The sequence below is a fragment of the Paraburkholderia sp. PAMB 6770 genome, from assembly GCF_057748135.1.
This window is the reverse complement of record NZ_CM173238.1, coordinates 2,387,575-2,412,506: the sequence shown is the minus strand read 5'-3', so window position 1 is coordinate 2,412,506 and position 24,932 is coordinate 2,387,575. Positions and strand designations below refer to the sequence as shown.

Annotated in this window: 24 protein-coding genes; 18 read left to right on the top strand and 6 right to left on the bottom strand. The window is 65.5% G+C overall.

What is annotated here, in order from left to right; translation table 11 throughout:
• Positions 1-8: 8 nt before the first annotated feature.
• From AC3AP7_RS10930 to AC3AP7_RS10845, 18 genes are all read left to right on the top strand, one after another.
• Positions 9-1,262, top strand: a complete 1,254-nt coding sequence (locus tag AC3AP7_RS10930) for an NADH-quinone oxidoreductase subunit D (protein ID WP_475763142.1) — start codon at positions 9-11, stop codon at positions 1,260-1,262.
• 132 nt (positions 1,263-1,394) lie between these two features.
• Complete coding sequence (gene nuoE / locus AC3AP7_RS10925) at positions 1,395-1,880, top strand: NADH-quinone oxidoreductase subunit NuoE (protein WP_475763144.1); 486 nt, start codon at positions 1,395-1,397, stop codon at positions 1,878-1,880.
• Positions 1,877-3,205, top strand: a complete 1,329-nt coding sequence (nuoF, locus tag AC3AP7_RS10920; RefSeq protein WP_475763146.1) for an NADH-quinone oxidoreductase subunit NuoF — start codon at positions 1,877-1,879, stop codon at positions 3,203-3,205. The genes nuoE and nuoF overlap by 4 nt, the downstream gene beginning before the upstream one ends.
• A 112-nt stretch (positions 3,206-3,317) precedes the next feature.
• Positions 3,318-5,651 (top strand): NADH-quinone oxidoreductase subunit NuoG, encoded by a 2,334-nt coding sequence (gene nuoG / locus AC3AP7_RS10915; protein ID WP_475763148.1) that lies wholly within the window; start codon positions 3,318-3,320, stop codon positions 5,649-5,651.
• The gene (gene nuoH / locus AC3AP7_RS10910; protein ID WP_475763150.1) at positions 5,652-6,710 is read left to right on the top strand and encodes an NADH-quinone oxidoreductase subunit NuoH; all 1,059 of its coding nucleotides are present in this window, start codon (positions 5,652-5,654) and stop codon (positions 6,708-6,710) included. It begins immediately after the preceding gene.
• A gap of 14 nt (positions 6,711-6,724) precedes the next feature.
• Complete coding sequence (nuoI, locus tag AC3AP7_RS10905) at positions 6,725-7,213, top strand: NADH-quinone oxidoreductase subunit NuoI (RefSeq protein WP_090803773.1); 489 nt, start codon at positions 6,725-6,727, stop codon at positions 7,211-7,213.
• Positions 7,214-7,348: 135 nt separating this feature from the next.
• The gene (locus tag AC3AP7_RS10900) at positions 7,349-8,047 is read left to right on the top strand and encodes an NADH-quinone oxidoreductase subunit J (RefSeq protein WP_475763153.1); all 699 of its coding nucleotides are present in this window, start codon (positions 7,349-7,351) and stop codon (positions 8,045-8,047) included.
• A 20-nt stretch (positions 8,048-8,067) separates the two neighbouring features.
• A complete protein-coding gene (gene nuoK / locus AC3AP7_RS10895) occupies positions 8,068-8,373 on the top strand; it encodes an NADH-quinone oxidoreductase subunit NuoK (RefSeq protein ID WP_013339863.1) in 306 nt (101 codons plus the stop codon).
• A gap of 17 nt (positions 8,374-8,390) precedes the next feature.
• Positions 8,391-10,445: an NADH-quinone oxidoreductase subunit L gene (gene nuoL / locus AC3AP7_RS10890; protein ID WP_475763156.1), complete on the top strand. Its 2,055-nt coding sequence runs from the start codon at positions 8,391-8,393 to the stop codon at positions 10,443-10,445.
• 18 nt (positions 10,446-10,463) lie between these two features.
• The gene (locus AC3AP7_RS10885; RefSeq protein ID WP_475763158.1) at positions 10,464-11,954 is read left to right on the top strand and encodes an NADH-quinone oxidoreductase subunit M; all 1,491 of its coding nucleotides are present in this window, start codon (positions 10,464-10,466) and stop codon (positions 11,952-11,954) included.
• 25 nt (positions 11,955-11,979) lie between these two features.
• A complete protein-coding gene (gene nuoN, locus AC3AP7_RS10880) occupies positions 11,980-13,452 on the top strand; it encodes an NADH-quinone oxidoreductase subunit NuoN (protein ID WP_475763160.1) in 1,473 nt (490 codons plus the stop codon).
• A complete protein-coding gene (locus AC3AP7_RS10875; RefSeq protein WP_475763162.1) occupies positions 13,452-13,748 on the top strand; it encodes a DUF2818 family protein in 297 nt (98 codons plus the stop codon). The genes nuoN and AC3AP7_RS10875 overlap by 1 nt, the downstream gene beginning before the upstream one ends.
• A gap of 41 nt (positions 13,749-13,789) precedes the next feature.
• Positions 13,790-14,380, top strand: a complete 591-nt coding sequence (locus AC3AP7_RS10870; protein WP_475763164.1) for an NUDIX domain-containing protein — start codon at positions 13,790-13,792, stop codon at positions 14,378-14,380.
• A gap of 274 nt (positions 14,381-14,654) precedes the next feature.
• Positions 14,655-15,083 (top strand): DUF1178 family protein, encoded by a 429-nt coding sequence (locus AC3AP7_RS10865; protein WP_475763166.1) that lies wholly within the window; start codon positions 14,655-14,657, stop codon positions 15,081-15,083.
• A 48-nt stretch (positions 15,084-15,131) separates the two neighbouring features.
• Complete coding sequence (locus AC3AP7_RS10860) at positions 15,132-16,328, top strand: acyl-CoA dehydrogenase family protein (protein ID WP_475763168.1); 1,197 nt, start codon at positions 15,132-15,134, stop codon at positions 16,326-16,328.
• A gap of 10 nt (positions 16,329-16,338) precedes the next feature.
• On the top strand, positions 16,339-17,466 hold the full coding sequence (locus AC3AP7_RS10855; protein ID WP_475763170.1) for an acyl-CoA dehydrogenase family protein: 1,128 nt from the start codon (positions 16,339-16,341) through the stop codon (positions 17,464-17,466).
• Positions 17,467-17,495: 29 nt separating this feature from the next.
• Positions 17,496-17,954, top strand: a complete 459-nt coding sequence (locus tag AC3AP7_RS10850; RefSeq protein WP_475763172.1) for a MaoC family dehydratase — start codon at positions 17,496-17,498, stop codon at positions 17,952-17,954.
• Complete coding sequence (locus AC3AP7_RS10845) at positions 17,951-18,412, top strand: MaoC family dehydratase (RefSeq protein ID WP_475763174.1); 462 nt, start codon at positions 17,951-17,953, stop codon at positions 18,410-18,412. The genes AC3AP7_RS10850 and AC3AP7_RS10845 overlap by 4 nt, the downstream gene beginning before the upstream one ends.
• 124 nt (positions 18,413-18,536) lie before the next feature.
• Here the strand turns inward: AC3AP7_RS10845 and AC3AP7_RS10840 are convergent, their stop codons facing one another.
• The 6 genes from AC3AP7_RS10840 to AC3AP7_RS10815 all read right to left on the bottom strand — a co-directional run bounded on the left by AC3AP7_RS10840 (position 18,537) and on the right by AC3AP7_RS10815 (position 24,873).
• On the bottom strand, positions 18,537-19,238 hold the full coding sequence (locus AC3AP7_RS10840; RefSeq protein ID WP_475763176.1) for a glutathione S-transferase N-terminal domain-containing protein: 702 nt from the start codon (positions 19,236-19,238) through the stop codon (positions 18,537-18,539).
• Between the two features lie 97 nt (positions 19,239-19,335).
• Positions 19,336-20,595 (bottom strand): acyl-CoA dehydrogenase family protein, encoded by a 1,260-nt coding sequence (locus AC3AP7_RS10835; RefSeq protein ID WP_475763178.1) that lies wholly within the window; start codon positions 20,593-20,595, stop codon positions 19,336-19,338.
• Positions 20,596-20,625: 30 nt separating this feature from the next.
• Positions 20,626-21,723, bottom strand: a complete 1,098-nt coding sequence (locus AC3AP7_RS10830; RefSeq protein WP_475763180.1) for a phosphotransferase — start codon at positions 21,721-21,723, stop codon at positions 20,626-20,628.
• 23 nt (positions 21,724-21,746) lie between these two features.
• Entirely contained in the window at positions 21,747-22,466 is a 720-nt protein-coding gene (locus AC3AP7_RS10825; protein WP_475763182.1) for a histidine phosphatase family protein, read from the bottom strand.
• Between the two features lie 14 nt (positions 22,467-22,480).
• Positions 22,481-23,272, bottom strand: a complete 792-nt coding sequence (locus tag AC3AP7_RS10820; RefSeq protein ID WP_475763184.1) for an oxepin-CoA hydrolase, alternative type — start codon at positions 23,270-23,272, stop codon at positions 22,481-22,483.
• On the bottom strand, positions 23,269-24,873 hold the full coding sequence (locus tag AC3AP7_RS10815; RefSeq protein WP_475767984.1) for a 3-hydroxyacyl-CoA dehydrogenase: 1,605 nt from the start codon (positions 24,871-24,873) through the stop codon (positions 23,269-23,271). Before AC3AP7_RS10815 ends, AC3AP7_RS10820 begins: the two co-directional genes overlap by 4 nt.
• Positions 24,874-24,932 lie beyond the last annotated feature (59 nt).

The window sequence follows — 24,932 nt, the reverse complement described above, 5'->3', positions numbered from 1 at the left end:
GGAACGCCATGGCAGAAATCAAGAACTACACGCTCAATTTCGGTCCGCAGCACCCTGCCGCGCACGGGGTGCTGCGCCTCGTGCTGGAACTCGACGGTGAAGTGATCCAGCGCGCCGACCCGCATATCGGCCTGCTGCACCGTGCCACCGAGAAGCTGGCCGAGAACAAGACGTTCCTGCAGTCGGTGCCCTACATGGACCGCCTCGACTACGTGTCGATGATGGTCAACGAGCACGGTTACGTGCTCGCAATCGAGCGGCTGCTCGGCATCGAGGTGCCGCTGCGCGCGCAGTACATCCGCGTGCTGTTCGACGAAGTCACCCGGGTGCTTAATCACCTGATGTGGATCGGCTCGCACGCGCTCGACGTCGGTGCGATGGCGGTGTTCCTGTACGCGTTCCGCGAGCGCGAAGACCTGATGGACGTGTACGAGGCCGTCTCGGGCGCGCGCATGCACGCGGCCTACTATCGCCCGGGCGGCGTCTATCGCGACTTGCCGGACGCGATGCCGCAATACAAGGCGTCGAAGATCCGCAACGCGAAAGCGCTCACGAAGCTCAACGAGACGCGCCAGGGCTCGGTGCTCGACTTCATCGACGACTTCTTCACGCGCTTTCCGCATTGCGTGGACGAATACGAAACGCTGCTCACCGACAACCGCATCTGGAAGCAGCGGCTCGTCGGCATCGGCGTGGTGAGCCCCGAGCGGGCGCTGCAACTCGGCATGACCGGTCCGATGCTGCGCGGCTCGGGGGTCGAATGGGACTTGCGCAAGAAGCAGCCGTATGAGGTGTACGACAAGCTGGATTTCGACATCCCGGTCGGCGTGAACGGCGACTGCTACGACCGTTATCTCGTGCGCGTCGAGGAAATGCGCCAGTCGACGCGGATTGCGAAACAGTGCATTGACTGGTTGCGCAAGAATCCGGGTCCGGTCATGACGGACAATCACAAGGTTGCGCCGCCGAGGCGCATCGGCATGAAATCGAACATGGAAGAGCTGATTCACCACTTCAAGCTCTTCACCGAGGGTTTTCACGTGCCCGAGGGCGAGACCTATGCCGCCGTCGAGCATCCGAAGGGCGAGTTCGGCATCTATCTGGTTTCGGATGGTGCGAACAAGCCGTATCGCCTGAAGATTCGCGCGCCGGGCTATGCCCATCTGTCCGCACTCGACGAGATGGCGCGCGGCCACATGATCGCCGACGCCGTGACGATCATCGGTACGCAGGACATCGTGTTTGGCGAAATCGATCGTTAAGAGCGGTGCTCACCGTGGCGCGTGCCGTCTGCCAGGCGGGCGCGCGCCGGGCACGGGAACGCCGGGTCTGTCGCAACGTGCGGTACGCGGCAGGTTTTCGTTCGGTAGGAATTGAAAGAGTCGTGTCTGAAAATGATCTCAGCTGAAGGCCTGAAAGAAATCGATCGCGCGATCGCGAAGTATCCCGCCGGTCAGCAACAGTCCGCCGTGATGGCGGCTTTGGCCGTGGCTCAGGAAGAGCATGGCTGGCTGTCGCCGGAGCTGATGCAGTTCGTCGCAGACTATCTCGGCATGCCGGCGATCGCGGTGCAGGAGGTGGCGACCTTCTACACGATGTACGAAACGGCGCCGGTGGGCCGGCACAAGATCACGCTGTGCACGAACCTGCCGTGCCAGCTCGGCCCCCACGGCGGCTCGGAAAGCGCGGCGGACTATCTGCGGCAGAAGCTCGGTATCGATTTCGGCGAGACCACGCCGGACGGCAAGTTCACGCTGAAAGAAGGCGAATGCATGGGTTCGTGCGGCGATGCGCCGGTGCTGCTGGTGAACAATCACCGCATGTGCAGCTTCATGAGCCGTGCGAAGATCGACCAGCTGCTCGAGGAGCTTTCGAAATGACAGCGTTACACGATCGCCACATCAAACCGCTGATCTTCGCCGGCCTGAACGGCGAAAACTGGCACCTCGAAGACTACGTCGCGCGCGGCGGCTATCAGCAGCTGCGCCGGATTCTCGAAGAGAAGATCACGCCGGAGCAGGTGATCGCGGACGTCAAGGCGTCCGGCCTGCGCGGCCGCGGCGGCGCGGGTTTTCCGACGGGCCTGAAGTGGAGCTTCATGCCGCGCCAGTTTCCGGGGCAGAAATATCTCGTCTGCAATTCGGACGAAGGCGAGCCGGGCACCTTCAAGGACCGCGACATCCTGCGCTGGAATCCGCACGCGCTGATCGAAGGCATGGCGATCGGCGGGTACGCGATGGGCATCACCGTCGGCTACAACTACATCCACGGCGAAATCTGGGAAGTGTACCGGCGCTTCGAGGAAGCGCTCGAAGAGGCCCGCCGCGCGGGTTATCTCGGCGAGAACATTCTCGGCTCGGGCTTTTCGTTCCAGCTGCATGCGCACCACGGCTATGGCGCGTACATCTGCGGCGAGGAAACCGCGCTGCTCGAATCGCTCGAAGGCAAGAAGGGCCAGCCGCGCTTCAAGCCGCCGTTCCCGGCGAGCTTCGGCGTGTACGGCAAGCCGACCACGATCAATAACACCGAGACCTTCTCGGCCGTGCCGTTCCTGCTCGCGGTCGGCCCGCAGACCTATCTGGAGATGGGCAAGCCGAACAACGGCGGCACGAAGATTTTCTCGGTGTCGGGCGACGTCGAATTGCCGGGCAACTACGAAGTGCCGCTCGGCACGCCGTTCGCGAAGCTGCTCGAACTGGCCGGCGGCATGCGCGGCGGCAAGAAGCTGAAGGCGGTGATCCCGGGCGGTTCGTCGGCGCCGGTGATTCCGGGCGACATGATGATGCAGATCGACATGGACTACGACTCGATCGCGAAGGCGGGCTCGATGCTCGGCTCCGGCGCGGTGATCGTGATGGACGAGACGCGCTGCATGGTGCGCTCGCTGCTGCGCCTGTCGTACTTCTATCACGAGGAATCGTGCGGCCAGTGCACGCCCTGCCGCGAAGGCACCGGCTGGCTGTACCGGGTGGTCAACCGGATCGAGCATGGCGAAGGGCGCAAGGAAGACCTCGACCTGCTGAACTCGGTGGCGGAAAACATCATGGGCCGCACGATCTGCGCGCTCGGCGACGCCGCGGCGATGCCGGTGCGCGGGATGCTCAAGCATTACTGGGACGAATTCGAATATCACGTCGCCAACAAGCGCTGCCTCGTGGGCGGCCACGCCGGCGCAGCGACGGCGTCGGAAACGGTGGCGGCCTAGCGCGCGCCGCCTGCAACGTCAACCGCGGGATTCATCGCCCCAGCGCCGGTGGCAATGAGGCGGCGAACGGATGAACGATTGAGCGGTAACAGGTTAAGGAAGATTGACCATCATGGTTGAACTTGAAATAGACGGCAAGAAAGTCGAAGTGCCCGAAGGCAGCATGGTGATCCAGGCTGCGCACAAGGTCGACACGTATATCCCGCACTTCTGCTACCACAAGAAGCTGTCGATCGCGGCCAACTGCCGGATGTGTCTCGTCGATGTCGAAAAGATGCCGAAGGCCGTGCCCGCCTGCGCGACGCCGGTGTCCTCCGGCATGATCGTGCGCACGCAATCGGAGAAGGCCGTCAAGGGTCAGCAGGCCGTGATGGAGTTCCTGCTGATCAATCACCCGCTCGACTGCCCGATCTGCGATCAGGGCGGCGAGTGCCAGCTGCAGGATCTGGCGGTCGGCTACGGCAAGTCGGCGTCGCGCTATGGCGAAGAAAAGCGCGTCGTGTTTCACAAGAATGTCGGACCGCTGATCTCGATGGAAGAGATGACGCGCTGCATTCACTGCACGCGCTGCGTGCGCTTCGGCCAGGAAATCGCCGGCGTGATGGAGCTCGGCATGCTGGGCCGCGGCGAGCACTCCGAGATTACGTCGTTTGTCGGCAAGACGGTCGACTCCGAGCTTTCCGGCAACATGATCGACCTGTGTCCGGTCGGCGCGCTGACGAGCAAGCCGTTCCGCTACAGCGCCCGCACGTGGGAGCTGTCGCGCCGCAAGTCGGTGAGCCCGCACGATTCGGTCGGCGCGAATCTGGTGGTGCAGATCAAGAACAACCGCGTGATGCGCGTGCTGCCGTTCGAGAACGAGGCAATCAACGAATGCTGGATCTCGGACAAGGACCGTTTCTCGTACGAAGGCCTGAATAGTCCCGAGCGCCTCACGAAGCCGATGCTCAAGCAGGACGGCAAGTGGCTCGAAACCGACTGGCAGACCGCGCTCGATTACGTGGTGCGCGGCCTGAACGGCATCAAGGGGTCCTATGGCGCGCATGCGCTGGCGACGCTCGCGAGTCCGCACAGCACGCTCGAGGAACTGTTCCTCGCGAAGCAGCTCGCGCAGGGAATCGGCACGCCCAACGTCGACTTCCGGCTGCGCCAGTCCGATTTCTCGGCCGCGCCCGAAGGCGCGCCGTGGCTCGGCACGCCGATCGCCTCGCTGTCGTCGCTCGATGCCGCGCTGATCGTCGGCTCGGATCTGCGGCGCGATCATCCGCTTTTTGCGGCGCGGCTGCGCCAGGCGGCGAAGGACGGCACGAAGCTCACGCTCGTGCAGGCGACCGGCGACGACGCGCTGATTCCGCAGGCGCAGCGCATCGTCGCCGCGCCGTCCGGGTGGTTCGACGCGCTGGCCGATATCGCCGCGGCGGTGGCGGAGACCAACGGCGTCGCACGGCCGGGCGCGTTCGCCAGCGTCACGCCGACCGACGCGGGCCGGCGGGCCGCGGCGGCGCTCGCGAAGGGCGACGCGCGCGTCGTGCTGCTCGGCAACGGGGCGGTCCGTCATCCGGACTTCTCGCGCCTCCACGCGGCCGCGCAATGGATCGCGGATGCGACCGGCGCGACGCTCGGTTTTCTCACGGAAGCGGCCAACACGGTGGGCGCGCACGTCGTCGGCGTGCTGCCGGGCGAGGGCGGCCTGAACGCGCGCGAAGTGTTCGCGCAGCCGCGCAAGGGCTATGTGCTGCTGAACGTCGAGCCGGAATTCGACACGGCCCATCCGGCCGAGGCGCTCGCGGCGCTGCATCAGGCCGAGATGGTCGTCGTGCTGTCGCCGTTCCAGACGGGCGCCGACTATGCGGACGTGCTGCTGCCGGTCGCGCCGTTCACCGAAACCGCCGGCACCTTCATCAATGCGGAAGGCGCCGTGCAGAGCTTTAACGGCGTCGTGCGCCCGTTGGGCGAAACGCGGCCGGCCTGGAAGGTGCTGCGCGTGCTGGGTACGCTGCTCGGGCTGCCTGGCTTCGCATTCGATACGGCCGAGGAGGTGCGTGACGCCGCGCTGGGCGACGGCGACATCGCGTCGCGCCTGTCGAATCGCACCGACGCGCCGGTCGAGCGCGGCACGGCGTCGAAAGCGGCCGCGGGCGCGTTCGAGCGCATCGCCGACGTGCCGATCTATCACGCCGATCCGCTCGTGCGGCGCGGCCATGCATTGCACCTGACGAACGCCGCGCGCGCCGCGCATGCGGCGGCGTTGCCCGCCGCGCTGTTCGACAGGCTCGGCCTGAAAGACGGCGACGCGGTACGCGTGCGCCAGGGCGAACGCACGGTGCAGTTGCCGGCCGTGCGCGATGCGAATCTCGCGGAAACCGTCGTCCGCGTCCCGGCGGCCACGCCTGCCGCGGCGGCGCTTGGCAGCCTGTTCGGTGAACTGCTCGTGGAGAAGGCGTAAATGTTCGAATCGATCAACTCCGGCGGCGCTCAACTCCTCGGTGCGGCGTGGCCCACGGTGTGGGCGCTGGTGCGCATTCTCGTCGTGGCGGTCGTGATCCTGCTGTGCGTTGCGTATCTGATCCTGTGGGAGCGCAAGCTGATCGGCTGGATGCACGTGCGTCTCGGCCCGAACCGCGTCGGCCCGGCGGGCCTGCTACAGCCGATCGCGGACGTGCTGAAGCTGCTGCTGAAGGAAGTGATCCAGCCGACCCAGGCGAGCCGCTGGATCTACATGATCGCGCCGATCATGGTCGTGGTGCCGGCGTTCGCGGTGTGGGCGGTGATCCCGTTCCAGGCGGGCGCGGTGCTCGGCGACATCAACGCGGGCCTGCTGTATGCGATGGCGATCTCGTCGATCGGCGTGTACGGCGTGATCCTCGCCGGCTGGGCGTCGAACTCGAAGTACTCGTTCCTTGGCGCGATGCGCGCGGCCGCGCAGATGGTGTCGTATGAAATCTCGATGGGCTTCGCGCTGGTGGTCGTGCTGATGACGGCCGGCACGCTGAACCTGTCGGGTATCGTCGGTTCGCAGGAGCGCGGCTTCTTCGCGTCGCACGGCATCAACTTCCTGTCGTGGAACTGGCTGCCGCTGCTGCCGATGTTCATCGTCTACTTCGTATCGGGCCTCGCGGAAACGAACCGCCATCCGTTCGACGTGGTGGAAGGGGAGTCGGAAATCGTCGCCGGTCACATGATCGATTACTCGGGCATGGCGTTCGCGCTGTTCTTCCTCGCCGAGTACATCAACATGATCGTGATCTCGGCGCTCGCGGCCACGCTCTTCCTCGGCGGCTGGAGCGCCCCGTTCGGCTTCCTGTCGTTCGTGCCGGGCGTGGTGTGGCTCGTGCTGAAGGTGTTTCTGCTGCTGTCGGTATTCATCTGGGCGCGCGCCACGTTTCCCCGCTACCGCTACGACCAGATCATGCGTCTCGGCTGGAAGGTGTTCATTCCGGTGTGCGTGGTCTGGCTGGTCGTGGTGGGATTCTGGATCATGTCGCCGTTGAATATCTGGAAATAAGGGCGGATGAACTCATGACCGCAATCCAAAACTTCTTCAAGACCTTCTTCCTGACGGAACTGCTGAAGGGTCTCGCGCTGACCGGACGGTACGCGTTCCAGCGCAAGATCACCGTGCAGTTTCCGGAAGAAAAGACGCCGATCTCGCCGCGCTTTCGCGGGCTGCACGCGCTGCGCCGTTACGAAAACGGCGAGGAGCGCTGCATCGCGTGCAAGCTGTGCGAAGCGGTGTGTCCGGCGCTCGCGATCACGATCGAGTCGGAGACGCGCGCCGACAACACGCGCCGTACGACCCGGTACGACATCGACCTGACCAAGTGCATCTTCTGCGGTTTCTGCGAAGAGAGCTGCCCGGTCGATTCGATCGTCGAGACGCATATTCTCGAGTATCACGGCGAGAAGCGCGGCGACCTGTATTTCACGAAAGAGATGCTGCTGGCCGTCGGCGATCGCTACGAAGCGGAGATCGCTGCGAACAAGGCCGCGGATGCGCCGTACCGCTAGTCCGCGGGATCGACGTTGATGTATCACGCTGTACCGGCCTGTAGTCTGGCCGTAGGCTGCTGCCTGACGCGCTGTAGCGCGGCGCATTTGTGCCCAAACCGTGCCTGACGATGGCCTCACGATGAACCGGTAATCATGGAATTCACGACCGTACTGTTCTACATCTTCGCGCTGCTCCTGACCGTGTCCGGGCTGAAGGTGATCACTGCCCGCAATCCGGTGGCCTGCGCGCTGTTTCTCGTGCTCGCCTTCTTCAATGCGGCGGCGATCTGGATGCTGCTCGAGGCCGAGTTCCTGGCGATCCTGCTGGTGCTCGTGTACGTCGGCGCGGTGATGGTGCTGTTCCTGTTCGTCGTGATGATGCTCGACATCAACGTCGACGTGCTGCGGCGCGACTTCAAACGCTTCGTGCCGATGGCCACCCTGGTAGGGGCGATCATCGTGGTCGAGACCGCGCTGATCCTGTGGCGCGGTTTCGGCGCCACGGTCACGCCGCTGCGCGATGCGACCGTGGCGGCCAACAGCGCGATGGCGGGCTGGTCGAATACGCGTGTGATCGGTAAAGTGATCTACACCGACTACATCTTCGCGTTCGAAGTGGCGGGTCTGGTGCTGCTGGTGGCGATCATCGCGGCGATCGCGCTCACCGCGCGTCACGGCAAGGACAGCAAGCGCCAGAACGTGAGCGAGCAGGTGAGGGTGCGGCGCGAAGATCGCGTGCGGGTCGTGAAGATGCCCACGGAAAAGACCGCGGCGACGCTCGCGGCGGAAGCCGCGGCTGCTGCGGCGGCAGCCGCCGCTGCCGCCGCGCCGGAAGCGGCAAAGAACAGTTAAGCGGAGACGGGAGAGAAATCATGTTGACCCTTGCTCACTACCTCGTGCTCGGCGCGATCCTGTTTGCGATCAGCGTCGTGGGCATTTTCCTCAACCGCCGCAACGTCATCATTATCCTGATGGCCATCGAGCTGATGTTGCTGGCGGTCAATACCAATTTCGTCGCCTTCTCGCATTATCTCGGCGACGTGCATGGACAGATCTTCGTCTTCTTCGTGTTGACGGTAGCCGCAGCGGAAGCGGCGATCGGTCTGGCCATTCTGGTCACCCTGTTCCGCAGCCTCGACACGATCAACGTCGAGGATCTTGATCAGCTCAAAGGCTAATTTCGGGGCAGACTGTTATGTCAACGACACTCAATGAATACCTTTTGCTGGCGGTCCCTCTTGCGCCGCTGGCCGGCTCGCTGATCGCCGGGCTGTTCGGCCGGACGGTGGGGCGCGCGGGCGCCCACACGGTCACCATTCTCGGCGTCGCGATCTCGTTCGTGCTGTCGTGCATCGTCTTCATGGACGTGATGAACGGCGCGAGCTTCAATGCCACCATTTACGAGTGGATGGCGATCGGCAAGCTGAAGTTCGAAGTCGGCTTCCTCGTCGACTCGCTCACCGCGATGATGATGTGCGTCGTGACCTTCGTGTCGCTGATGGTGCACATCTACACGATCGGCTACATGGCCGACGACGACGGCTACCAGCGCTTTTTTTCGTACATCGCGCTGTTCACGTTCTCAATGCTGATGCTCGTGATGAGCAACAACCTGCTGCAGCTGTTCTTCGGCTGGGAAGCGGTGGGCCTCGTTTCGTATCTGCTGATCGGCTTCTACTTCACGCGCGAAAGCGCGATCTACGCGAACCTGAAAGCGTTCATCGTGAATCGCATCGGCGACTTCGGCTTCCTGCTCGGCATCGGGCTGCTGCTCGCGTACACGGGGTCGCTGAACTACGGCGACGTGTTTGCGAAGAGCCAGGCGCTCGCCGCGATGCACTTCCCCGGCACCAGCTGGGGCCTGCTGACGGTGGCCTGCGTCTGCCTGTTCATCGGCGCGATGGGCAAGTCCGCGCAATTCCCGCTGCACGTGTGGCTGCCGGATTCGATGGAAGGCCCGACGCCGATCTCCGCGCTGATTCACGCGGCGACGATGGTGACGGCCGGCATCTTCATGGTGACGCGGATGTCGCCGCTGTTCGAACTGTCGAACTCCGCGCTGTCGTTCGTCACGGTGATCGGTGCGATCACCACGCTGTTCATGGGGTTCCTCGGCGTCGTCCAGCATGACATCAAGCGCGTCGTCGCGTATTCGACGCTGTCGCAGCTCGGCTACATGACGGTCGCGCTCGGCGTGTCCGCGTACCCGGTCGCGATGTTCCACCTGATGACGCACGCGTTCTTCAAGGCGCTGCTGTTCCTCGGCGCGGGTTCGGTCATCATCGGCATGCACCACGATCAGGACATGCGCAACATGGGCGGCCTGCGCAAGTACATGCCGATCACGTGGATCACGACGCTCGTCGGCGCGCTCGCGCTGATCGGCACGCCGTTCTTCTCGGGCTTCTACTCGAAGGATTCGATCATCGATGCCGTGAAGCTGTCCCATCTGCCGGGTTCGGGCTTTGCGTATTTCGCGGTGGTGGCGAGCGTGTTCGTGACCGCGCTGTACTCGTTCCGCATGTACTTCCTCGTGTTCCACGGCGAAGAGCGTTTCCGCCAGCCGAAGCATCCCGAGTCGCCGATGGCGATCGAGGCGGCCGCGCATGGCGCTCATGACGCGCACGACGCCCATGGTCACGATCACGCGCACGAACCGCACGAGAGCCCGTGGGTGGTGTGGGTGCCGCTCGTGCTGCTCGCGATTCCGTCGGTCGTGATCGGCGCGATCGCGGTGGGGCCGCTGCTGTTCGGCGACTTCTTCCAGCATGGCGTGGTGGCCGACAAGGTGATCTACATCGCCGCGAATCATCCGGCGATGGCGGAGATGGCGAGCGACTTCGAAGGCTGGTTCCTGATGGGCCTGCATTCGGTGTCGGGCCTGCCGGTCTGGTTGGCGCTCGCGGGTTTCCTCGTCGCGTGGTTCCTGTACCTGAAGCGTCCGGAACTGCCCGCATCCATTGCGCGCGGCCTCGGCCCGGTCTACACGCTGCTCGAAAACAAGTACTACCTCGACAAGATCAACGAAGTCGTGTTCGCGCGCGGCGCCGTCGCGATCGGACGCGGCCTCTGGAAGGAGGGCGATGTGGTCGTCATCGATGGTGTCGTCAACGGCAGCGCGCGCTTTATCAGCTGGTTCGCCGGCGTGATCCGGTTCCTCCAGTCTGGTTACATTTATCACTACGCGTTTGCCATGATCATCGGCATGCTGGGCCTCCTGACTTTGTTTGTAACGCTCGGCGGCAAATAAGGCGGGGGAGCCCTCTACATGCACACGTTTCCGATTTTAAGTATTGCGATCTGGTTGCCGGTTCTGTTCGGTTTGCTGGTCCTTGCTATCGGTTCGGACAGAAATCCCGCTCCGGCGCGCTGGCTTGCGCTGATCGGCTCGCTGCTCAGCTTCATCGTCACGATCCCGCTCTTCACGAGCTTCGATCCGGGCACGGCCGATCTCCAGTTCGTCGAGAATGTGCATTGGATCGAGCGGTTCAACATCTCGTACCACCTCGGTGTCGACGGGATTTCGATGTGGTTTGTCGTGTTGACCGCGCTGATCACGCTGATCGTCGTGATTGCCGGCTGGCAGGTGATCACGAAGAATGTCGCGCAGTATTTCGCGTCGTTCCTGATTCTCTCGGGGATCATGATCGGCGTGTTCTGCGCGGCGGACGGGATGCTGTTCTACGTGTTCTTCGAGGCGACGCTGATTCCGATGTACATCATCATCGGCGTCTGGGGCGGCCCCAACCGCGTGTACGCGGCGTTCAAGTTCTTCCTGTACACGCTGATGGGCTCGCTGCTCATGCTGGTCGCGCTGCTGTACCTGTACACGCAGACGCATACGTTCGATCTCGCGACGTGGCAGAGCGCGAAGATCGCGATGACGCCGCAGATTCTGCTGTTCATTGCGTTCTTCCTTGCGTTCGCGGTGAAGGTGCCGATGTGGCCGGTACACACGTGGCTGCCCGACGCGCACGTGGAGGCGCCCACCGGCGGCTCGGTCGTGCTGGCGGCGATCATGCTGAAGCTGGGGGCATACGGCTTTCTGCGCTTTTCGCTGCCGATCACGCCGGACGCGAGCCATTACCTTGCGCCGGTCGTGATCACGCTGTCGCTGATCGCGGTGATCTACATCGGCCTGGTCGCGATGGTGCAGGCGGACATGAAGAAGCTCGTCGCGTATTCGTCGATTGCGCACATGGGCTTTGTCACGCTGGGCTTTTTCATCTTCAACCAGCTTGGCGCAGAAGGCGCGATCGTGCAGATGATTTCGCACGGCTTCGTGTCGGGTGCGATGTTCCTGTGCATTGGCGTGCTGTACGACCGGATGCATTCGCGCCAGATCGCCGACTACGGCGGCGTCGTCAACACGATGCCGAAGTTCGCGGCGCTGGTGATGCTGTTCGCGATGGCCAACTGCGGGCTGCCGGGCACCTCGGGATTCGTCGGCGAGTTCATGGTGATTCTGGCCGCGGTCCAGTACAACTTCTGGATTGCGGGCGGTGCGGCGTTCACCCTGATTCTCGGCGCGGGATACACGCTGTGGATGTACAAGCGTGTCTATTTTGGCGCGGTCGCCAACGACCACGTGAAGAAGCTCCTCGACATCAATTCGCGCGAGTTCTTCATGCTGGTCGTGCTGGCCGCATTGACGTTGTTCATGGGCCTGTATCCGAAGCCCTTCACCGATGTGATGCACGTATCCGTGGAAAATCTGCTCTCCCACGTCGCGCAGTCGAAACTGCCGCTGCCTCAGTAACACAGAGCGGAGCTATTAAAAGATCATGCAAAACGCACCTATGACTGCCCTGTTGCCCGACGGCCTGCTGATGCTCGCCGTCGTTGTCGCGTGGCTCAACGACACGTTTGTCGGCCAGGCCGGTCGACGCACCACGTACCTGATCGCCGTCGTGTCGACGCTGGCCGCCGGCGTCTGGTTCGCCGTGAACGCCTTCGATCCGCAGGTGCATTACTACTTCGACCACATGTACGTGGTGGACCCGTTCGCGAACATGATGAAGTCGGTCGTCTGCATCGGCTACGCGATCTCGATCGTCTACTCGCGCAAGTATCTCGAAGACCGCGATCTGTACCGGGGCGATTTCTTCCTGCTCGGGATGTTCTCGCTGCTCGGCCAGCTGGTGATGATCTCCGGCAACAACTTCCTGACGCTGTATCTGGGTCTGGAACTGATGTCGCTGTCGCTGTACGCGGTGATCGCGCTGCGCCGCGAAGCCGCGCAGTCGAACGAAGCGGCGATGAAGTACTACGTGCTCGGCGCGATGGCCTCGGGCTTCCTGCTGTACGGCATCTCGATGCTGTACGGCGCGACCGGCTCGCTCGACATCAACGACGTGTTCAAGGCGGTGGCGTCGGGCCGCATCAACGACGTGGTGCTGCTGTTCGGCGTGATCTTCGTCGTCGCCGGCGTCGCGTTCAAGATGGGCGCGGTGCCGTTCCACATGTGGGTGCCGGACGTCTACCAGGGGGCGCCGACCGCGATGACGCTGCTGACCGGCGGCGGACCGAAGGTGGCCGCGTTCGCGTGGGCACTGCGCTTTCTCGTGATGGGGCTGCTGCCGCTCGCCGTCGACTGGCAGCAGATGCTGGTGATCCTTGCGGCGTTGTCGCTGATCGTCGGCAACATCACCGGTATCGTGCAGCGCAACGTGAAGCGGATGCTGGCGTATTCGGCTATCTCGAATATGGGCTTCGTGCTGCTGGGGCTGCTCGCCGGCGTCGTGGACGGTAAGACCAGCACGGCGGCGAGCGCATACGGCTCGGCCATGTTCTACAGCATCATTTATCTGATCACCACGCTCGGCACGTTCGGCATCGTGATGCTCCTCACGCGCCGCGATTTCGAAGCCGAAACGCTCGACGACTTCAAGGGCCTGAATCAGCGCAGCCCGGTGTTCGCGTTCGTGATGATGATCCTGATGTTCTCGCTCGCGGGCATCCCGCCGGCGGTCGGCTTCTACGCGAAGCTCGCGGTGCTGCAGGCGACGATGAACGCGGGTCTGACGTGGCTGGCGGTGCTCGCGGTGATCACGTCGCTGTTCGGCGCGTTCTACTACCTGCGCATCGTCAAGCTGATGTACTTCGACGATCCGATCGATACGGCGCCGCTCCAGGGCGATGCCTTCAATCGCGCGCTGCTGGCGCTGAACGGCGTTGCCGTGCTGGTGCTGGGTCTGGTGCCGGGTCATCTGCTGAGCGCTTGCCTGCAGGCCATCTCGCATACCCTGACGCTCTGATGTCCGCCGCTGGCTGGTTTATCGTGTTGTTGGCGCTCGTGGGCGCCAACCTGCCGTTCCTGAATCAGCGCCTGTTCGGCGTGTTCCCGCTGAAGACGGCGCGCAAGAGCGCATGGCTGCGCATCGCCGAGCTGATCCTGCTGTATGTGGTGGTCGGCGAACTCGGCTTCATGCTCGAAGCGCGTGCCGGTAACCGCTTCGAGCAGGGCTGGCAGTTCTATGCGATCACGTTCAGTCTGTTCGTCGTGTTCGCATTTCCCGGCTTTACGTTCCAGTATCTCGTCAAACGGCGCTGACGGCCGAGGCCGTCGCGCACCACGCTGTACTGAGGTTGCACATGGCTGAACTTCCGGATCACGACGACGGGCTGATCGAGATCCATCTCGACAGCAAGACGCTTCATGAAGGCTCGTTTCTCACGCTGAAACGCGACACGGTGCGCTTGCCCGACGGCAAGCACGCCACGCGCGAGTATGTCCAGCACCCGGGCGCGGTGATGGTCATTCCGCTGTTCGACGACGGCCGCGTGCTGCTGGAAAGGCAGTACCGCTATCCGATCGGCAAGGTGATGGTCGAATACCCGGCCGGCAAGCTCGATCCCGACGAGGGCGCGCTCGCGTGCGCGAAGCGCGAGCTGCGCGAAGAAACGGGTTACAGCGCGCGCGAGTACGTGTACGTCACGCGCATTCACCCGATCATTTCGTATTCGACCGAGTTCATCGACATCTACCTCGCCCGCGGCCTGACGCCGGGCGAGCGCAAGCTCGATGACGGCGAGTTTCTGGAGATCTTCACGGCAACGCTGCCCGAGATGTCGGAGTGGGTGCGTACCGGTCAGGTCACCGACGTCAAGACGATCATCGGCACGTTCTGGCTCGAAAAGGTGCTGTCGGGCGCCTGGCCGCTGAACGCTCCCGAGCCGGACTGAGCCGCGCGCGCCGCGCATGCCGGGATTGCCGGATTGCCGCCGCGCGGCAGGCGGCGCCTTCCCGCATCTTGACGATCCACAGGGATCGAACGACCCGACGCGCCACGTGGCGCGTCGGCGCGTCGGCGTGCAACGCGTTAGAATCGCGCACCCGCGCGGATTTTTCAGCGGTTTTCCCCGGCGCGCGAGCCTGCCGTTGCCGGGCCGCAAAATTACGAACGATCGTTCCAAAAACGCCGTTTTGCGCTAAACTCGTACGCAAGCCCAGATTCCCATGAAGGTCCTCGATTTACACTGCTCGCACGGTCACCGCTTCGAAGGCTGGTTCGCGTCCGCGGAAGACTTCGAGTCGCAGTGCGCGCGCCAGCTGGTCGAATGCCCGATGTGCGGCGCGACCGAAGTGAGCCGGCTGCCGTCGGCGCCGCGTCTGAACCTGTCGGGGGCGAGCGCGCCGCAGCAGCCGCCCGCGAATGCGCAGGCATTGCAGGCACAGGTGATGCGCGTGTTGCGCGAGGTGCTGGAAAACACGGAGAACGTGGGCGATCGCTTCGCCGAGGAAGCACGGCGCATTCACTACAACGAGGCGCCGTCTCGCAGCATTCGCGGTGTGACCACGTCGGAGGATGCCCGCGCCTTGGCCGAGGAAGGCATCGACATCGTGCCGTTGCCTGTTCCGCCCGCCCTGAAGGGGTCGCTGCAGTAGCGCGGTGCGCTTCTGGCAGCGGGCTGCGCTAGCCAGGAGACACAGCGTATGAATCTGGATTACTCCGCTGCCGACGAGGCGTTTCGCGCCGACATCCGCGCATGGCTCGAGGCGAATCTGCCGCGCGCGCTGAGCGACAAGGTTCTGCACCACAAACGTCTGAATCGCGAGGACTTCGCGAGCTGGCACCGCCTGCTCGGCACGCGCGGCTGGTCGGCCGTCGCCTGGCCGCCCGAGTACGGCGGTCCGGGCTGGAACGCGACACAGCGCCACATCTGGGATGACGAATGCGCCCGCGTCGGCGCGCCGACGGTGCTGCCGTTCGGCGTCGCAATGGTTGCGCCCGTGCTGATGAAGTACGGCAGCGAAGCGCAAAAGCGCCACTATCTTCCGCGTATTCTCGACGGCACCGACTGGTGGTGCCAGGGCTATTCCGAGCCCGGTTCCGGGTCTGATCTGGCCTCGCTGCGCACGCGCGCCGAGCGGGTGGGCGATCACTATGTCGTGAACGGCCAGAAAACGTGGACCACGCTCGGCCAGCACGCGGACATGATGTTCTGCCTCGTGCGCACCGATCCCGCCGCGAAGAAGCAGGAGGGCATTTCCTTTTTGCTGATCGACATGAAGACGCCCGGCATCACCGTGCGCCCGATCATCACGCTCGACGAGGATCACGAAGTCAACGAGGTATTCTTCGAGGACGTCCGGGTGCCGCTCGAGAATCGGGTTGGCGAGGAGAACCGCGGCTGGACTTACGCGAAGTATCTGCTCGGACACGAACGCACCGGCATTGCACGGGTCGGCCAGTCGAAGCGCGAACTCGTATTCCTGAAGCGGCTGGCGCTGAATCAGCGCAGGAACGGCAAGCCGCTGCTGCACGATCCGGTGTTCGGTGCGCGGGTCGCAAACCTCGAAATCGAACTGATGGCGCTCGAAGTGACCGTGCAGCGGGTTGTCGCCAGCGAGGCCGGCGGCCGCGGGCCGGGACCGGAAGCATCGATGCTGAAGATCAAGGGGACCGAGGTCCAGCAGGGATTGACCGAACTGATGTTCGATGCGATCGGGCCGATGGCCGCGCCGTTCGACGTGCCGTATCTGGAGGGTGAGCGCGCTCACAGCGTGGCCGGCGACGACGATGCCGCGCCGCTCGCCGCGTACTACTTCAACTTCCGCAAGACGTCGATCTACGGCGGCTCGAACGAAATTCAAAAGAACATCATCGCGCAGATGATACTCGGACTGTGAGGAGCGGCGCATGGACTTCACCTTTACCGACGAGCAGCAGCAATTCGCCGATGCGCTGCGCCGCTATCTCGACCGGCATTACATATTTGAAGCGCGTCAGGCGATCGTGCACTCGGCGGCGGGCGTGTCGGAGACGCACTGGAACGCGTTTGCCGAGCTTGGGCTGACCGCATTGCCGGTGCCCGAAGCGCAGGGGGGCTTCAGCGGCGGCGCGCTCGACATGCTGGTGGTGATGCAGGCGCTTGGCCGCGCGCTGGCGGTCGAGCCGGTCTGGGCGAACGCGGTGGCGACCGAGGCCCTGCGCATCGCGGGCAGCGGGGCGGGCGACGATGCCGCGCTGCTCGAACGCATCGCTCGCGGCGAACTGACGCTGGCTGTCGCGTTTCACGAGCCGCAGGCACGCTACGACCTGTTCGAACTCGACACCGTGGCCGTGCGCGACGGCGACCATTACGCGCTGACCGGCACGAAAGCGGTCGTGCAGCACGGCGCGCAGGCGCACGGCTGGATCGTCCCGGCGCGCTGCGACGGCGAGGTCGGCCTGTTCGTCGCGATGCGCGACGCCGCGCACGTCGAGGTGACGGATTACCGGACCATCGACGGCCAGCGCGCAGCGACGCTGGCGCTGCGCGGTTGCCCCGCGCGGCGTCTCGCCGGGACGCAGGCGGGCGCGGCTGCGCTCGAACAGATCGCCGACTACGGGATCGTGCTGCTGTGCGCGGAGGCGATCGGCGCACTCGACGCGCTGAATCACGCGACCGTCGAATACACGAAAGCGCGCCAGCAGTTCGGCCAGCCGATCGCGCGCTTCCAGGCGCTGCAGCACCGGATGGTCGAGATGCTGATCCACGCGGAGCAGGCGCGTTCGCTGACCTGGGTCGCCGCGGTGCGTTACGCGAGCCGCGACGCGGACGAGCGGCGCCGCGCGGTGTCGGCCGCGAAGGTGCGGGTGGGGCAGGCGGCGCGCTTCGTCGGCCAGCAGGCCGTGCAACTGCACGGCGGGATGGGGGTGACGAACGAACTCGCTGCGGCCCATCTGTTCAAGCGCCTCGCGATCATCGAGACGACGCTGGGCGATGTCGATCACCATCTTGCGCGTTTTGCCGCGTTGCCGGGTTTTGCCCCGGTCGAAGCGTGAGCGCGCCTTCGAATCACGGAGCTTTCGTCATGGGTTTGAGTTACGAGGACATGCAGGTCGGCATGGTGATCGAGTGCGGCGAGCACACGTTCACGCGCGAAGAAATCGTCGCGTTCGCGCAGCAGTTCGATCCGCAGCCGTTTCATCTGGACGAGGCGGCCGCGGCTGCGTCGCCGTTCGGCGGGCTGGTCGCGAGCGGCTGGCACACCTGCTCGGTCATGATGGGACTGCTCGTGCGCAACGCGTTTGCCGGCTCGACATCGATGGGCTCGCCCGGCATCGACGAAATCCGCTGGATCAAGCCAGTGCGCGTCGGCGATACGCTGCGGATGACGAACACGATCCTCGACAAGCGCCTGTCCGCAAGCAAGCCGGATCGCGGCCTGATCTGGACCGAATGGACGGGGCGCAACCAGCACGGCGAAACCGTCGTGCAGGTGCGTTCGAAGGGCCTGTTCGGGCTGCGCGATCCGGGAGCAGACGCGTGAAGCGCGATCCGTCGGGGCTCGATGCCGCTGCTTTGCGCGCGCTGGCCGGCGGCGAGCCGCTCGTCAGCGACTGGGTGACGATCGACCCGACGCGCGTCGATCGCTTTGCGGACGCCACCGGCGACCATCAGTGGATTCACGTCGACGCGGCGCGTGCGACACGCGAATCGCCGTTTGGCGGGCCGGTCGCGCATGGCTTTCTGACGCTGTCGCTGATTCCGGGGCTGCTCGAACAGACGGTCGTGCTGCGGCAGCGGATGGGCGTCAACTACGGGCTGAATCGCGTGCGTTTCACGGCGCCGGTGCCGGTCGGTTCGCGGGTGCGGGCGAGCTTCGCGGTGGCGAGCGTCGACGACGTCGACGGCGGCGTGCAGGTGGTCTGGGAGGTGATGCTCGAACGTGACGGCGGCGCACGGCCGGTGTGCATCGCAGAGTTCATTACCCGGCACTACTTCTAGCGTCTGGCGCGCTGCGCGGGTTATCCGCGCAGCGCGCTCCGCGCGAGCAGCGCGTCCTGAGCAGCGCCTCAGTGCCGGCTGCGCAGTGCCGTGAGTTCGGCACCGCGAGTTCAGTGCCTTGGGTTCAGTGCCGCGAATATTGCGTCGCGCCGAACAGCACCTCGCGTGCCTTGGCGTCGTCGAGCGGCTTGCGGGCCGATGCCAGCACGTCCACCCCCCGCTTGACCGCGGGCCGCGCGGCAATCTCTTCGTGCCAGCGCTTCACGTTCGGCAACGCGTCGAGATCGACGCCCTGGTTCTGCCAGGACCGCGTCCACGGGAACGTGGCGATATCCGCGATCGTATAGTCGTCGCCGGCGAGGAAGCGGGTCTTGCCGAGTTGCGTGTCCATCACGCCGTACAGGCGGCGGGCCTCGTTCGTATAGCGGTTGACTGCGTAGTCGATGCGCTCGGGCGCGTAGATGCGGAAGTGGTGCGCCTGGCCGAGCATGGGGCCGATGCCGCCCATCTGGAACATCAGCCATTGCAGCGTCGCGTAGCGGGCGGCGGGACCGGACGGCAGGAACTGGCCGCTTTTCTCGGCCAGATAGATCAGGATCGCACCCGATTCGAACAGCGCAAACGGCTTGCCGTCCGCGCTTTCCGGTCCGTCCGGATCGACGATCGCGGGAATCTTGTTGTTCGGGCTGATCGCCAGGAATTCGGGCTTGAACTGGTCGCCCGCGCCGATGTCCACCGGATGCGCGGTGTACGGCAGCCCGGTCTCCTCCAGCATGATGTGAACTTTGTGGCCGTTCGGGGTGGCCCAGCTATAGACGTCGATCATCGTGCCTCCTTGGGGCGAGCGGGACCGCGCGGCGGCCCCGGTCAGGCAAAAATTAGAGCACAGATCGCGCCGGCTTGCCGCGCGCGTGCCGGGCCGGCTAGCCGCGCGTGACCGGCATCTCGACGCGTCCGGCCGCGTCGCCGTCCATGTAGCGCGCCAGTTCGAGCCGTGCGATCGCGCTGCGGTGCACCTCGTCGGGACCGTCTGCGAGACGCAGCGTGCGCGCCGACGTGTACGCGTAGGCGAGCGGAAAATCGTCGCTCATTCCGCCCGCGCCATGCATCTGGATCGCCCAGTCGATTACCTGACATGCCATGTTCGGGGCGACCACCTTGATCATCGCGATCTCGCCGCGCGCGCCCTTGTTGCCGACCGTGTCCATCATGTACGCGGCTTTCAGCGTCAGCAGGCGCGCCTGCTCGATCAGGCAGCGCGCTTCGGCGAGGCGTTCCTGCGTGACGCCCTGTTGCGCGAGCGGCTTGCCGAATGCGACGCGCTCGAGCGAGCGTTTTGCCATCAGTTCGAGCGCGCGTTCCGCGAGACCGATCAGGCGCATGCAGTGGTGGATCCGGCCTGGTCCGAGGCGGCCCTGCGCGATCTCGAAGCCGCGCCCTTCGCCGAGCAGGATGTTCGACGCCGGCACGCGCACGTTCTCGAGCGTAATCTCCATGTGGCCGTGCGGCGCGTCGTCGTAGCCGAACACGCCGAGCGGCCGGTGTATCGTGATGCCGGCCGAACCGGCGGGCACCAGCAGCATCGACTGCTGTTGATGGCGTGCCGCGTGCGGATCCGTTTTGCCCATCACGATGAAAATCCGGCAGCGCGGATCGCCTGCCCCGGAGGACCACCACTTGTGGCCGTTGATCACGTACGCGTCGCCGTCGCGCTCGATACGGGTCTGGATATTGGTCGCGTCAGACGAGGCGACGCCCGGCTCGGTCATCAGGAATGCTGAGCGAATCTGCCCCTGCAGCAACGGTTCGAGCCAGTCGCGCTTGTGTTCCGACGTGCCATAGCGTTCGAGCGTCTCCATGTTGCCGGTGTCGGGCGCATTGCAGTTGAACACCTCGGGCGCCCACGGCACCCGGCCCATGATTTCGCACAGCGGGGCGTATTCCAGATTCGTGAGGCCTGCGCCGCGCCCGGAGTCGGGCAGAAACAGGTTCCACAGGCCGGCTTCGCGGGCGTGCTGCTTCAACTGTTCGACGAGCTGCGTCGGCACCCATGCGTTGCCGTTCGCGCGGTTGGCCGCGATCTCGGCATGGAACGCGTGCTCGTTCGGGTAGATGTGCGCGTCGAAGAACGCGAGCAGGCGCGTGCGCAGCGCGTCCACTTTCGGGGTGTAGTCGAAATTCATCGGAAACCTCGCGGTGAACGGAGATGTCGGTTAGCGGACCTTTTGCGCGTAGTGCCAGGCGAGCTCGGCCATCGGCTTCGCGCGCCGGCCCGCATCGAGCGCTTGCGCGCTCGATGCGGTGCCGTCGACGACGCGTTTCATGATGCCCTGCAGGATCGCGGCGATCCGGAACATGTTGTACGCAAGGTAGAAGTTCCAGTCGCCGTGGATCGAGAAGCCGGTGCGTTCGCAATAGCGCTGTACGTAGTGCGCCTCGTCGGGGATGCCGAGCGCGGCCCAGTCGAGTCCCGCGATGCCGCGGAACTGGGCGGGGTCGACGTGCCAGGTCATGCAGTGATACGCGAAATCGGCGAGCGGATCGCCGAGCGTCGACAGTTCCCAGTCGAGGACCGCGAGCACGCGCGGCGCTTGCGGATCGAAGATCAGGTTGTCGAGCCGGTAGTCGCCATGCACGATCGACACGCGTTCGCTGCTTTCGTCCGGCATGTGCTGCGGCAGCCAGTCGATGAGCCGGGCCATCGCGTCGATCGGTTCGGTTTGCGACGCGAGATACTGCTTGCTCCAGCGGCCGATCTGGCGTGCGAAATAGTTGCCGGGTTTGCCGTAGCCGTCGAGGCCGAGCGCCACGGGGTCGATGCGGTGCAAGGCAGCGATCACGCGGTTCATCTCGTCGTAGATCGCCGCGCGTTCGGCAGGCGTCATGCCGGGCAGCGCGGGATCCCACAGCACGCGGCCCTCGACGAACGCCATCACGTAGAACGCGCGGCCGATCACGCTTTCGTCCTCGCAGAGCGCCAGCATGGCCGCGACCGGGACCTCGGTCGCGGCGAGCGCGGCCATCACGCGGTATTCGCGCTCGACCGCATGGGCGGACGGCAGCAGCTTCGCCGCCGGACCGGGCTTGGCGCGCATCACGTACGCGCGCGACGGCGTGATCAGCTTGAAGGTGGGATTGGACTGGCCGCCGGCGAACTGCTCGACCGTCAGCGGGCCCGCGAAGCCATCCACGTGCTGCCTGAGCCAGTGTTCGAGCGCGCCGGTATCGAAGCGCTGCTGCTGCGCGACCGCGCGCGTGCCGATGAACGCACCGTAATCCGGCGGCGGGTGTGCGGGCGTGGCGTCGTCCATGCTCTCCTCCGGTGCGGCGCACGTCAGGCGTCGCGTCTGAATTGGGTGAATTGCGCGTACAGCAGTTCCATTGTCGTGTTGCGCACGTCGCGATGCAGCGGCGAGGGCGGCGAAAAATTGAGCGTGCGCAGCACCCAGTCGCGCGGGTGTGTTCCGACATCGAGCGCGTTGATGCAGCCGGTCGCCTGCGACAGATGGCCGAAAAACGCGCGGCCGCCCGCGGTGATCGCGTGTGACAGGATGGCGCGATTCACGCCGCCGTGCAGCACGAGCAGCATCGTGTCCCAATGCGGGTCGTCGCGCAGCGCGGCGAGCGCGGGCAGGACGCGGTCGAGCAGTTCGCCGATCGTCTCGCCGCCGAGAAAGCGCGTGCTTTCGGGCACGATGCCGTCGAAGGCGCCGAGAAAGGCCGCTTCGAGATCGGCGGGCGGGATGCTCGCGAGCTTGCCGCCGCGGATTTCCTGCAGCGCCGGGTTGGACTCGGGCGCGATCGGCTGGCCGGTTTCGGCGAGCACGCGTTCGGCGGTTTCGAGCGTGCGCGGCAGGCCGCTGACGATCACGCGGTCGAAGCGGATCTGCTGCGCGGCGAACAGGCGGCCTGCGGCGCTCGCCTGCTCGCGCCCGTGCGCGTTCAGCGGGACCGTGTGCGGATCGATGGCGCGGCCCGTCGCATCGAAGTAGGTCACGTCGCCGTGCCGCATCAGGTAGAGGCGGCGGCGTTTCGGCAGTTGAAAGACGGCCATGGCGGGCGCGTGCGTTACGGCCGGTAGCGCGGCGCGCGCTTTTCGAGGAACGCGCTGATGCCTTCGAGCGCGTCGCGATGATGCAGCGCCGCGACGAAATGATCGCGCTCGGTCGTCAGGTGCGCGGCGAGCGGCTGCCCGGCCGCCGCGCCGAGCAGCGACTTGATGCGGGTGGTCGCGTTCGGCGAGAGCGCGCCGAGCTCCTCGGCCCAGGCGACAGCGCTGTCGCGCGCGGCGCCGGGTGCGACGAGCCGGTTGACCACACCCAGTTGATGCAGCCGCGCGGCGCCGACCGGCTTGCCTTCGAGCAGGATTTCGGTGGCCAGCGGGCGCGGCAGCGCCTGCGCGAGGAACCACGAGCCGCCGCCGTCCGGTGTCAGGCCGACGCGCGCATACGACATCACGAACTTCGCGTCGTCGGCGGCGACGAGCAGGTCGCAGGCGAGTGCGAGCGAGAAGCCGGCGCCGGCCGCCGCACCCTCGACCGCGGCGATCACCGGTTTGCTCGATGCGCGCAGCGCGCTGATCCAGCCGGCCAGCAACTCGATGCTCTGCGCCTGCACAGAGGGATCTTTCGCGCGGTTTTCCAGCAGGCGGTTCAGATTGCCGCCGGCGCAGAAAAAGCCGTCCGCGCCGGTCAGCACGATGGCGCGGATCGACGGATCGCGCTCGGCGCTGTCGAGCGCCTCGATCCCGGCCGCGTACATGTCGGGGTGCAGCGCGTTGCGCGCACCGGGGTTCGACAGCGTCAGCACGAGCGTCGTATCGCTGTGCGGCGGACGCGAGGCGAGCAGTTCGGCGGTCATGGTTGCGGCTCCGTGGGGAGATCGGCAGCGTCGGGCTGCGTGAGCGGCAGGCCCAGTTGCGCGCGGCGCGCGAGCCACGGCGAGGGCCGGTAGCGCGGCTCGCCGAGCACGCTCGACAGGTTGCGCAGGATGGTCAGGATCGTCTGCGCGCCGAGCGCGTCGCCGAGTGCGAGCGGGCCCTGCGGATAGCCGAGCCCGAGGGTGACCGCGAGGTCGATGTCCTGCGGCGTCGCAATCTGCTTTTGCGCGATGTCGCAGCCGATGTTGACGATCGTCGCCACCACGCGTTGTGCGACGAAACCGGTCGAATCGCGGATCACCGTGACCGCCGCGCCGTCCGCGGCGAGCAGCGCGTGGCCTTGCTCGCGGGCGGTACGGCCGGTCGCGGGCGTGGTCATCAGCGTGCGGCGGCGCGCGTCTGCCAGCGGGAACAGCGTGTCGACGGCGACCACGCGGCGTGCGTCGAGCGCTTCGTCGACCGCGGCGCTCGTTGCATCGTGGCCATACGGGGTGACGACGATCAGCGCGTCCGGCGCGGGCGTCGCGCCGTCGTCGAGCGGCACCCCCGCGCGGGCGGCGAGCGCCGCGACGGCGGCGCGGGCTTCCGGGTAGCGGCGGCTCACCCAGACGCGCGGCGGCAGCGTCGCCGGCGCCGGCGCTTCCGCGGGGACCTGCTGCCTGCCGTCCTCGTAGCGGTAGAAGCCCTCGCCGGTCTTGCGGCCAAGCAGGCCGCCCGCGAGCCGCGTGCCGGTGATCGGCGACGGCGTGAAGCGCGGTTCTTCGTAGAACTGGTGGTAGATCGATTCCATCACCGGATGCGACACGTCGAGCGCGGTCAGGTCGAGCAGCTCGAACGGGCCGAGACGGAAGCCGGCCTGCTCGCGTATGATCCGGTCGATGTCGGCGAAGGCCGCGACCCCTTCACCCGCGATGCGCAGACCCTCGGTGTTCATTCCGCGGCCCGCGTGATTGACGATGAAGCCGGGCATGTCCTTCGCGCGCACCGGCGTGTGGCCCATGCGGCGCGCGAGCGCCATCAGCGCGTCGCCGGCGGCGGGGTCGGTGCGCAGTCCGTCGACGACCTCGACGACTTTCATTAGCGGCACCGGATTGAAGAAGTGAAAGCCCGCGACGCGCGACGGATCGCTGCAGCCGGCGGCGATCGCGGTGATCGACAGCGACGAGGTATTCGACGCGAGCACGCAATCGCTGCCGACCACGCCTTCGAGTTCGCGAAACAGCGCGCGCTTGATGTCGAGCTTCTCGACGATCGCCTCGATGACGAGATCGCAGCCGGCCAGTTCGCCGACGCTTTGCGCGCCCCCGACACGCGCGAGCGCGTCGCGCGCCTGCGCTTCGTCGAGCTTGCCTTTCGCGCTGAGCTTTGCGAGCGTATCGGCCAGGTAGTCTCGCGCGGAGGCGACGGCGCTCGGGTTGGTATCGTACAGGCGCACCGCGAGGCCGGCGAGTGCGGCGATCTGCGCGATGCCGCGCCCCATGGCGCCAGTGCCGACGATGCCGATGGTCTCGATGCTGTATTCGCGAGAGGTCATGGGGTTGCGTGTCTCCGTAGTTGCTCTAGAATAGCACGGTCGTGCCATTCTGTTGATGGTGTCAGGATGAGGGATTCGAAGGGATGCGCTCACGGGCGGCCTGCGCG